General features: G+C 48.9%; 6 protein-coding genes. All 6 read right to left on the bottom strand.

Features of this window, described 5'->3' with window-relative positions; all coding sequences use genetic code 11:
* Positions 1-4: 4 nt before the first annotated feature.
* The gene (locus PQG83_RS03560) at positions 5-553 is read right to left on the bottom strand and encodes a DUF8042 domain-containing protein (protein ID WP_312746836.1); all 549 of its coding nucleotides are present in this window, start codon (positions 551-553) and stop codon (positions 5-7) included.
* A complete protein-coding gene (locus tag PQG83_RS03555; protein WP_312746832.1) occupies positions 534-2,189 on the bottom strand; it encodes a glycosyltransferase family 9 protein in 1,656 nt (551 codons plus the stop codon). Before PQG83_RS03555 ends, PQG83_RS03560 begins: the two co-directional genes overlap by 20 nt.
* Positions 2,190-2,228: 39 nt before the next feature.
* On the bottom strand, positions 2,229-4,046 hold the full coding sequence (locus PQG83_RS03550; RefSeq protein WP_312746830.1) for a glycosyltransferase family protein: 1,818 nt from the start codon (positions 4,044-4,046) through the stop codon (positions 2,229-2,231).
* A 69-nt stretch (positions 4,047-4,115) separates the two neighbouring features.
* Positions 4,116-5,351, bottom strand: a complete 1,236-nt coding sequence (locus PQG83_RS03545; RefSeq protein ID WP_312746828.1) for a glycosyltransferase family 9 protein — start codon at positions 5,349-5,351, stop codon at positions 4,116-4,118.
* Positions 5,352-5,384: 33 nt separating this feature from the next.
* Positions 5,385-10,586, bottom strand: coding sequence for a glycosyltransferase (locus PQG83_RS03540; protein ID WP_312746826.1), 5,202 nt, complete (start codon positions 10,584-10,586; stop codon positions 5,385-5,387).
* A 161-nt stretch (positions 10,587-10,747) separates the two neighbouring features.
* Positions 10,748-11,899 carry an aldo/keto reductase gene (locus PQG83_RS03535; protein ID WP_312746824.1) on the bottom strand — a complete coding sequence of 384 codons (1,152 nt, stop codon included), beginning with the start codon at positions 11,897-11,899 and terminating at the stop codon, positions 10,748-10,750.
* Positions 11,900-11,923: the final 24 nt, after the last annotated feature.

Raw genomic sequence — 11,923 nt, 5'->3', positions numbered from 1 at the left:
GGTGTCACGGGAGATGGGTAATGTTTCGAGAAAGACAAGGAATCACTTCATACTCCAACATGTCTGCGATTCGAACGCCATCTTCGTTTTCTCGAGCATTCAGTAATTCTTTGACCCAGAAGGATAGGTCATTAATGACCTCAGGCTTTTTAAGACCCATAGATTCATGAACCTGTAGCCATTCAAGGTAATCGGCTATTTGGCCGAACCATTGGTCTAGCTGGCGGTATTTTCCCTTCCCTTGCCGGAAAGCATCAACAAACTTCTGTCCTTGATCGCGTAACTGTGCTCCGAATTTTTGACCCGTTTGTTCGGAATACTGCACGATGGTTTCCACCTGTTTGCTCACGGCCGCTATCGATCCAAACGAGCTCGCCACTTTGGCCAGGGTGGGAGGCACTAACTCCCGATCCGTCATCTTCCGATTACCAACTATTAATTCGGTCACCAAGCACCCTTTGGCCTGAGCGCGATCACTCAAATTGGCCAGAACCTCCCCTAGCTGAACACGATCACCCACTTCCCAGATTTCTTCATCCAATTGTACGTGCATACAAAATCCCCCTTGGATCATGAGAAAGCATTCCTTCCAACCGCCTAAAATTTTCTTCCCCTCGAGTGCGAAATATATGATACGCTCGGGCATGTTCTTCGGCCATGCCGCTAAGGGTCAAGGCCTCCAAGCTAAAGGTATCTCGGAAAAAAGCCATCGCTAAAGGACCAAAGGCCAATGACGGCCTGGCGATCTGTTGCATCGTGAGTGTGTCAACTTTAAGTTGGTACTGGCACGTTTTTAACCGGTTAACCGGAATCGGCCTTTGACGACACATATCCACTACGGTGTCTGCCTGAATACACAACTGATCGAGCTGGGAAGCCAAGCGACGCCATACCTGCTCGCAGTCTGAAAAATCCGGTGGAGGCGTTGGGAAAAAAGGGACCAGGCTAGGGGTACCGGTAAAGGATTTATACCAGTATTGCCGCCAATACTCCGCGTACCAGGAGATGCGTGGCTCTTCCGTTCCCGCTCTTATTATAAATGTCCCTAAATGATCTTCATTGACGCCACCTTCATATACTCGAATCTTGGACGAAAACGATGGAAAGGGACGATTACCCAAGAGATGTAAGCAGAGCTCAGCCACCTCTTGAGGAATGATCTGGTCTTTACAGGCATGGTGAGGGCAGACCTTATCGAATCCGCATGGGCCACACATGATCTCGGGTTGAACCACCCAATGCCCTGGTCCAAACGGTCCGGTTTCCCAAAAATTCACATGACCCACCGACACGTTCAGAACCGGCGTATTCACTCCCACAGCCATATGCATGGGCCCCGTGTCATTGGTCACCATCAAGACACAATGTTCAAGTAAGGCCACCAGTTGCGGGACAGTGGTTTGGCCAACGGCTTCACAGATGTTCCCCAATCCTCCCGCCTGCCGGTAACACCGAATAGCCTCCTGAACCTCCGCCTCTTCTTTCTTCGTGCCAATCAACACAAATCCGACCGGCTGTTTTTGGCTGAGACACGCCATCATTTGTCCAAAGTACTCCGGTCGCCAGGCTTTCATCGGATCACTGGCGCCGACTTGAATGCCAATCCACTCATCAGCCGTTCCTGCTTGTCTCACATAGGTCCGTGCCCATTCTTTCATGTGCTGGGGAACAGATAAGCGAAGGGGAGAAAACGAACCTGGCCCGCTCCCACCAAGCGAAAAAAGATCCACGATATTGAACCGATTCAATTGTCGATACACATGGAAATCCACGAAATATTTCATCCAAGGATTTTTCACCACGAAACTCCCATCCTGGGTCGTGGTCATTCCTCGCTCATCTGCACACCCGAAATATTTCATCAGAAACGCACTGCGGCGATTAAAGGTCAGGTTCACCACACGATCGTACCCAACCTGAAGTAACGGTTGGACCCAACCGGCAAGTTCCCGGTAGAGAGAAACCACGTCTCGCGCTCGCACCCGGCTTTCATCCATCAGCAGCTGAAAGTCAAACATCAACACCTGTCGAATCCCAGGAATCAGGCTGGCGACATGCGCAAATTCTTTATCAACAATCAGATCAATGGCCACACCCGGCCATTCTTCCTCTAACCGTGAAAGAAGGGGCACCATCTGAATTAAATCACCCATCCGGGTAATATTAATAATGAGGACTTGTTTATTCATCAATAATTGGCGGTAGCGGGAAATTATCCCATCACAGGTTCAAAGAAAATCCCGTTTTTCCTGGCGGTATTCATCCATCATCAGAATCAGTAGTTCCTCACGGTTCAACCGGGCTTCAGGCCCCTTATTCCGAATACTTTTCGCCACATCCACTAACTCCACACGATCGGTTGGAGGAAACTGCTTCAGCATGGGAATCAGTTCCGGAGTCTTCCCACTTCGCGCCACTAAGGATTCAGCATGACGGTCCCCCTGAAGGATAGCTCCTAACCGGTCAGGACTCGCCATACCCACGGCGCCTAAGAAGGTTTTCATCCGATGTTCGTACGTATGCGCTTCTAATAGGCGCTTCCGGGACAATTCAGCCATGGCCACTCGCCTGGCTGGTTCGTGCAGATAGGTTTGGACGGTTGGGAGGAGCTGATCCGGATTGTTGATTATGGCCATCATCGATTCATCAAAGAGGGCCGGGAGCAAGGTTCGAGTATCAACCACTTGAAACGCCCCGCAACTGGCTAATTCAAATGTCCTGGGATTCACCCCATCTCCCTCCGGATCGAATCCGTCTCCCGTATACGAATGCAAATTAATATTGACCGAGGTGGCATTGAAAATTTTTACACTGGTGGAGGTATCAATACGTGCGCCCCCTCTCTGAAGAACCGACGCTAACGCCCCCGGGTTGTCCCATTCATTCCCCCACAATTTAAATGTCCACTCATGGCCAACCAGGGATGGGAGGATATGTCGCCGATTTCTATACCCTGCTCCTAAAAACGAGACGTCTGCACCAAACTGCTGTCGCTCTTCTTCGGTGAAGGTCCTAGGTTGATGAATGGACGGATCAGCAGCTAAGGGAAGATACGAGACGTGTTTGGCGCCGGCTTTTCTGAAAGCGTCCAAGCATGCGGCTTCTTGCATCACAAACCAAAAGTCATACCCCGTCACCATCTGCTGCCAATAGGTTAAATGCCGAAAATTTTCCACAAACCACATGGCCGTTAACACCTTCTTTCGACGCATTTGCTCTAAAACGGCCATGGTCAATGGCGCCTGGGACAAAGCTAACACGAGATCCGGGGGATCTTCTGCCACATGAGCAAGGCTTATCACCGCCAGCATTTCACTCATCCGTTGCTGGACGGTGAGCCGCAACCGGTGATCACGGATCGTTTCCAAATTCTGATATCCCGCGTAATGAGGACTATGATCCACCCAACTTACACGATGTCCAAGACCTTCCAAGGCATTGACCACATATCGGGCGATCGGCAACGACCCGCCATAAATAGGTCCGACCACCATGATGTGAAGCGCCCCGCTTAATTGTTGAGCGAGATGCTCACGAAGTTGCAGTCGAAAGTGTTCATAGGCCTCACGATGAACCGTGACCGCAGGTTCGTAACTCAGAACACGCACCCGCTTGGCTTCCTGTGTCACTTGGACAGCCATATCAGGAATGGAACCCGTCAGCCATATCACCCCTTCCCCCCACCCTTCCAGCGCCCGGACCGAGACACAATCCGCAAATTCAGAAAGATCCGGCACGACGACCATTACGACCTGGTCATGGGGCAACATCTGACGCAAGGCTTGCACATGGTAGAGCAGTCCCACGCCAAGGAGGACAATAGTTTCCTCTGCTTGACACTCTTTCACGCGTTCTTCAGCCCATCGCTCCGCCTCGCGAACCGGATCATACGCACTATGGAGATATCGGGAGTCGACAAGCGCGGTGGGCATTCCAGATTTAGCTGGTTGGATCGACAGGGTCCCTCCTGTTACCTGGAGGATCTGAGCGGCAAGTATCGGATCCTGGTCGCGAAGAATACCGATATTTTGTTTCAACACGTCCATTTATCTGTTCCTGGTTGATTGCCCTGGAAACACCGCCCCCTGCCTTAAACCTCCCGGGAGCCTTCCCGACTACTTCGCGACTTCCATCCGAATACCTTGATTCGCCAGCTGAGACAGCGCCTTCCACGTATCTTTTCGCCGGAGGACAGCCTCGTCAGGGATGCCATCCCTGGTATAAAACGCTCCCCACTCATCTCTATTGCTGGTCCAGAGATCCCACCCATCTGTTGTGGCATTCACCGTGCCTTCCTGCATTAAATTGACGGTTTCCATCACAGGCCAATAGGCAGAGGATGACTCAGCAGCGCTTATTTCACGGACATCCAGGCTCTCCCGAAGTTTCGCTCCCGTGCGTTGCCACACATAATGACCAATCCCATAGGGGCCCGTTTCATGAACTCTGGCCTGGGAGAAATACCAGCCGATCGCCCGAGCCCCACACATCGCTCCGAGATGCAATGGTCCCGTATCCGATCCGACCACCCACTGACACCGATTAAGAAGAGCCACAAGCTGGGGCAACGAGGTCCGGCCACACCCATTCACGACCCGATTGAGGTATTTAGCGGGAAGGCGATGCTCCAAGGCCAATGCCGCTTCCCGTTCTCCCGCACCACCAACCAAAAGCAGGTAGCACTGAGGAATGTGCTCAGCGCATGCAGCAATCAGGTCTTGCCATGCAGAAAGGGGAACTCGCCGGTCGGCATCTCCCGCACCAAGAACAATTCCGATGAGAGTTAAAGGTTCACCATTCACCGGCAGTTCCAGCTCAAAGGGCAAGGGCACCTCCGGGGCCTGTAAGTAGGGAACGTCCAAGGGCGGAGAAACCTGACACAACCCGCAAAACGCATCCGCTAAATGCACCCGGTTGCTCCCTCGATCTCGAGCAATTTGACGTAAATATCCCGCCCATGCCGGAAGCGACTGATTCAATGGTCCATACTCGCCAGGACCGACAACCAGACCACTCAATACATGGGCAGCAAGTATCCCGCGAGGATGGTTATTCAAATTATAGGCCAATGCATACGGGGGAAAGGCGCAGTCAGCCAAATAGCGAGTGGCTCGGGCAAGTTGTTGATCACAATCCGTCATCTTGGTCGTGGCGAATTCATGCCATTGTTCCCCATTCCAAGGGAAAACCCTGTCCACACAAGGGAAAAGTTCTCCAAGCGCCACCAGGGGCGAAGGGCAAAGGAGATCAAGAGGTCGCTCAGGATAGGCGGTTTGCAGAGCAGTCAAAACAGGAAGAGATTGGACCAGATCACCCAGCCGAGCTAATTGTATTAAGAGGGCTCGGGACATAGGCTAACTTGACTAGGCAAAAAGTTCTTCTATTTAAGTTGCGAGGGCATGGCGGTCAAGAGGTGCCGTCTGAAGGAGAACCTCTAAATCGTGTAATCCCTCATAGTCGGGCTTTAAGAGGCTTAACATCTCAAATTGTTGCTTGGCCACATCGAGTCGACTCCCCCGAAATTCCACCCCGGCCAGAGCAAAGCGCATATCGCAGTCTGCGGGGTTTCGTTCGACATACCGTGCAAGCCGTTCCCCCAAGTCTTTCCATCGTTCCAGGGATGTTCCGGCCTGGATCAACCCATTCATGGCTTCGACATCATCGGGATGATCGATCATCACCTGTTCAAAAATCTTCCAGGCTTCTTCCAAATCTCCCATTCCCATACACGCCATTCCCAAACCGATACGGGATTTTCGAGAATCTGCGCCACATTGCAGAGCGCGACGAAATGACAGGGCCGCCTCACCACATTGCTGGGATTGCATCAACAGAATTCCCTGCAACCAGTGACCCGACCCATTGTTGGGATCAGATTGTAGGATCGCCTGGATATGGTCAGTCGCCCCGGACAGATCCTTCCCGCTGAGAGCCAGCTTAGCGAGTCGTTCCCGTGCCGCTCGATCTTCTCCCCTACTCAGTATCCGGTTCAAAAATGCCCGCTCCCCATCCAATAGCTGCAACGATTGGCAAAGCTTGGCCGCCCATCTAAGCACTTCACCATCATCCGGCCAATCTCGATACTCGGAAAGGAGACCATGCAATTCACCGTCGTCCTGGCTATTCAAGCCCTCGTCTGCGGCATGCCGCTGACGTAATAGGAACTCCTGCACCCGTTGAACGCGTTGCCACTGCGTGATTTCCCTATCGCCCTGCAGTGCCTGGAGCGAGGGCTGAAGCCGTCCGTCACGCATGGAATACCGGTTGGCATAGCCTGCCGGAACCGTATGGAAATCCTCATCGACCACAATGGAGGAAGCCCACCGTTCCATGAGCACAATACCATTGTGCCGTTCGGCCTCAGGATCCTTCCTTCCGGGAGTTTGATGTTCCAAATGATAGAGCACACTTTCCGGTTGATAGATGACTTTCTTGCCCCGTTTGCCCACTTTGAGGCACAAGTCCACATCCTCGAACCCGTTCTGATAGATCTCGTCAAATTGCCCCACCGCATTAAATTCCTCACGGCGAATGAGCATACAAGCCGCAGTGACAACCTGAAACTCTTGACGAACATTGGCCGCACGCAGGTCTCCTGGAGCACCACGGAATATATGGTAGGGCGTCAAACAATGTTTGGCGAAAACCACGCCGGCATGTTGAATAGTATTATTCGGATAAAGCAGCTTGCTTCCGACAATGGCAACATCCTGATGACTCTCCACTTCATTCAATAAAGCCCGCAACCATCCTGGCTTCGGAATCGTATCGTTATTCAAAAAGACCAGAAAACGCCCCTTGGCAGAAGCGGCCCCTTGGTTGCAGGCTTTGGCAAACCCATAATTGGCCGGATTCGTGATGACCTGAATATCCCCACTCAAAGAGGACAGAAATGCCGGGGTCTCATCGGTGGATGCATTATCGACGACAATGACTTCATACGAACAGCCATCCGTGACCTCAGCCAAGTGAGTCAAGCACTGCCGGGTCAATGCCACTTTATTCCAAACTGGAATAATGATTGAACAATCAAAGGAATACTTGGCATGGTTGATTGGGGAATAAGAGGGCACTGTGGAACTCTGTATTTTCGACTGAGGTACCCCGTTTGAGGATTTGACGTCACGGCCCAACCAGGCTTGTTCATACTGAGGAAGCACATGTTCCATAAGACGATGATTCAATACCCAGGCTCGGAGATGATCTCCTTCCCTTTCTAAGGCACCTAAATCATGAATTCGTTCGCGAATCGCCTTGATCCAGACTTGTGGTTCATGAGGCAAACGGAGGATGGGGGCATGTTGATGGGGAAAAATATCCGTGCCAATAACCGGATAACCTAATATTCCATACTGTAAAATTCTGATATCACTTTTGGCTTCATTGAATGGGTTTGGCACCAATGGCGCCAATGCAAGATCAAGATTGAGACTCGCCAATTTTTTCGGATACTGCGCCACGTCTACCATGGAAAATGTTTCGCTGATCACCCCTGGGCTATTGACCATCGGTGGGGCGTCTCCCAAAAACACCCATTCCACCTCGTCCTTGAGAGCCTCCACAATCGTTTCAAAAATGGCGGTATCGCCTTTGTGCACATTCGCTTGTCCTGCCCATCCAACTCGAGGACGGGAACCCGCTCGACGTCGAGGGTTGAAATCCTCCCATTCCTGACGCAACAAGCAATTCAGAAGAACAGTCGATTCGATTCCTCGTTGCTTCAAATCGGTTTGAATAGGTTCCGTAGACACCGTCACACAATCCGCCGTATACATAAGACCGAACATTCTTTGAAGATATTCAGGAGTAAAGTATCCATGATTTGGATTATCGAGAGGAATTTTCCAGAGCAAATCGTCACAGTCGTAAACAATTCGAGTACCTTGGTTTTGCGCTTCCTTTAAAGTTTCTTCTGACAGTCTACAATTACGCTGAATAGCCCAAACCTGTCCCAACCCCATCGGGGGAAATATGGTGTCATTTAAATAGATGTTGGCATCAGCAACAATGGAGCCTTTTTCCCATATCCCTTCACCAGCCAGGAGTGGTTGAAGGAGTCGAATACGACCGCAGATATAATCAGACGCAATGACAGAAACGGTTCGCCAGCGCTTTGGAGAAGAATCTCGTGGCCTTTCAAGCATCGCTTCCTTCGGTATTTCGTCAGTCTGAATCCGTCGGCGAGTGAGTACGTCAGATCCTTCAGGTTGATCTCGATCTTTATGGAATCCCTTCACGAAGGGAGACGAACAAAACAGCGATTTCACACCTGTCTGGTAATCCTCCCAATTTTTTTTCGCGATGTCCTGAACATTTCTTCGCCTCCATTCATCTTTGAATGCCCGGTACTCCGCATGGGTCTCTTCTTCAATTCCATCAGTGGCCTTAAACGTCTGTGCGTCGATGTGGGCTGCCCTTCCGGCAGGTAGATGCAATCCCACTTTATCATCCTCCATATAGGCATTTTGCAAACCCTGCAAATGAATTCTCATCCCATAATCCGCATCCTCTTCCCCGTACAATCCATAATCCTCACACCAAAATCCCAATGTTTGATGAGTTCTTTTGGGGATAAGGGTACAAGCCCCGTTTAAATTTCCAATTTTGGGCCGAACAGACAAGCCTCGAATCTCACGGACGGGATAGCTCTCTTGTTCGAAGTTATAGGCAATAGCGCCCAATTCAGGGATACGGTCGATGACCTCAACCATTCTGGATAACCAGCCGGGCTTTTGGATAACAATGTCATTGTCCAGCTTGAGGTAATATTCAGCTTCAGGCTCCTGACTCCATGCCAAATTTGAAGCCTTGGCAATTCCAACATTATCTGGCAACAAAATCAGATTGGTAATAAATCCCTGATTGAGAAGCGTTTGCAAATACTGTGGCGTGCCGTCTGTACTTCCGTTATCCACAACCGTGATGACATGGGGGAAACAGGTATGCTGGAAAAGCGCAGCGATAGCCTGCTTCGTAAATTCCAGCCGATTAAATGTCACCATACCAATATTGACATATTGACCAGGGAAGACGGGTTTCTCGTATTGAAGGATGGTCAGGGGTTTCTGAATAGGTGCTGGAAAATACGACCGGTTCGCCTGAATAATAGCTCGAAATTCTGCCTGGCTAATTTGGGGATTGGAATTCACCACCCCTTTTGGATTTTGCAAATATAAGCCAAGAAACTCCGAGATATGACGCATGGGATACTTTCGCGCGACACGGCAATGGAAGTCATAATCGGCGGCACAAAGAAATTTTTCGTCAAATAATCCAACGTCTTCGTGAACCTTTTTCCTCCACATGAACAAAGGTCCCATAGGATAGCCGGTCAACATCATATCAGGACTAAAATCGAAACGAATGGAATAGCCGCCTCGTATGAAACGATGAAATGTCTGGTTCTCAAACTGGGTCATAAACACATCGGCATATACCGTTCCGGATTCTGGATGTTGTTCAAGTTCACGGGCCATCACTTCCAAGGCATCACAACGCAACCGGTCATCTGTGGGCAGTAGAGTAATGTAAATCCCCTTTGCCATGCGAACGCCTTGATTTGTTGCCGCAACAGCACTAATTCGTTCAGATGTCCTGACATAAGTAATATTTGCAAAACGTTGTTGAAACTCTCGGACAATATCGATTTCCTGGGTTTCTGAGCCGGTTTCCACGATAATAATTTCCATCTGGTCCGCGATGGTCTGTGCTTCTAAATTTTCCAACAACCCCCGCATAAATCGTTCTGAGTTATAAGCGGCCACAATGACAGAAACGAGCATACCTTTGAATTTCCCCATTTTTTCTTGAGAACGCCCCAGGTCCTCTACCGGAAATTCCCCTTTTTGGCTACAAGAAAGAGTTACCTGACGGGGTTTCATGAGAGGAATCATTTCCTCTTCCTTTTTGTTTTGATAAAAATCTGCCGGCCTTGAAACATTTATGGAATACCCTCCTCCCTGAAATCCCCATGGAAATGCTTGTTGAATTGACTTGGTCTTTCGATATACTAATGAAAACCCGTTCCCCACCTTATCATCCGGATCTTGTTCTTCCATCAGCGCCAGACGACAACCAAAAATTCTAGAAATAAAGTTTTTCATGGAAGAGGGGGAAAAGACATGATAATGACAGTACAGGAAACTTTTTCCTTCCGGCTCCGATTCTGGTGTAGCGTGTCTCATATAATCCTGAACCACATGCTCCCATTCGGTAAGAGGCTTTCCTCGGTCAGAAGGGGCCGCATCCCGATGTGGGACCACCAAAAAAAGGTACCCATCGGGTTTCACAATTCGATACCACTCCAGTAAAGTCTTAATAACATCCGGACAATGCTCTATGACGTGGGACGCTAAGATGAAATCTTCTGTTTCACTGGAAAGGGGTATCGCACTGGCCTCAGCACAGATATCAATCGGAGCAACCTCTCCGGCCAAGGATAATTGTTCTTGATCATACCCATCCCCACCTAATCCAACATTTCGGGTTTTCAATCCATAGGGATTGTGGGTAGAAGCACCGATTTCCAAACCCGAAAGGCCATCAAGCCATTTATGTGCCAAGGAACTTTCAGGAAATGTGTGCATTATGTGCTCTCGTTAAAAGTGAAATTCTTAGGAGCCCAGTTTTACAGAGGCAAGAACAATTCCAAACCGCCCGCCATGCTCGCTTCATAGGATTTTGCAGTTGGTAGGAAATATTTACCTCGGCACGTATATCATCAAAATCTTCCTATTCAATTTAAAATTCAATAGTTCAAGGGCATTGTTCTCGAGATACAAACCGGAATCAATTTCCCCGGAAACGCAATCTTCCAGGCCCAATACTTTTTTATTTGATCAAAGGGATCGTAGGGATCGACTTCATATTCATAGGAATCGTTATTTCCACAAAGAGGAACGACTTGAATGGGCATTTTTAGGTCATACTGGACAATTGATTCAGCTAACGCTACGGGACTTGGCACCAAATCGAGAGGATTTTCTATCGCTTCTTCTAAAGTGAGATAAGGTTTTCTCTGTTGAGTCCCTCGAAGTTTAATGCTCTCAGGTTTTGCCTCATAGATATGCTCTTCCCAGGAATCATTTACCCGTTGGATGTCCTCACTGGACAAAGCAAGAGACATTGCCCCAGCATTTTCTTTAACATGTTTCTGAGTGGCTGCCTTTACAATTGGAAAAACTCTCTTAAATGAGAGAATCCATGCCAAAACTATCTGAGAAGGAGTGGCTTGATATCTTTCTGCTAAGCCTCTAATAAGGTCGGCTTGAAATTCAGTCCCAACAATTCTTCCCTTGTTTAAGGGACTATAGGCCAGGATGGCTCCTTTAAATGAACTCAACCCCAAAAATTCATTTCCCAATCTTTTGGCTTGCAAATTAAATTCAATTTCATTTGACGACAACGGAATATGAGGTATGGATTGCTCAAGAGCACAAACTTCTTGCGGGGAAAAATTACAAATTCCAAAAAATCTAATTATTCCACGTTTCTGATATTTTTCCAAAACCTCAAAAATTTTTTCTAAATGCACGCGAGGATTCGGCCAGTGAATTTGGTAAAGGTCTACCCACGGGGTTTGAAGGTTTTTTAGGCTGGCTTCTACGGCTAAACCGATGTCTTCCGAACTCATTTTTTCATGTGGGTAAAATTTAGTAGAAAGAAAACATTTGTCCCGAATCCCCTTTAGAGCATGTCCAACAACTTCTTCTGAAAACCCATTTCCATACAAGCTAGCTGTATCCACAAAAGTCATCCCTAGGTCGATTCCCAATCGTAGAGCTTTAATTCTTTCCTGAATATATTCCTTGGGGAAATGATTCTTCGTCCCCATCCCTGTCGTACCTTGACCGATCGATGCAACGCTGACTCCTGTCTCCCCGAATTGTTTACTTTGCATCTAAAGTTTCACTCCGACAAGGTT

Source organism: Candidatus Nitrospira neomarina, from assembly GCF_032051675.1.
In the GTDB taxonomy this organism is placed as follows: Bacteria; Nitrospirota; Nitrospiria; order Nitrospirales; family UBA8639; genus Nitrospira_E; species Nitrospira_E neomarina.
This window is presented reverse-complemented; position numbering and strand designations above follow the sequence as displayed.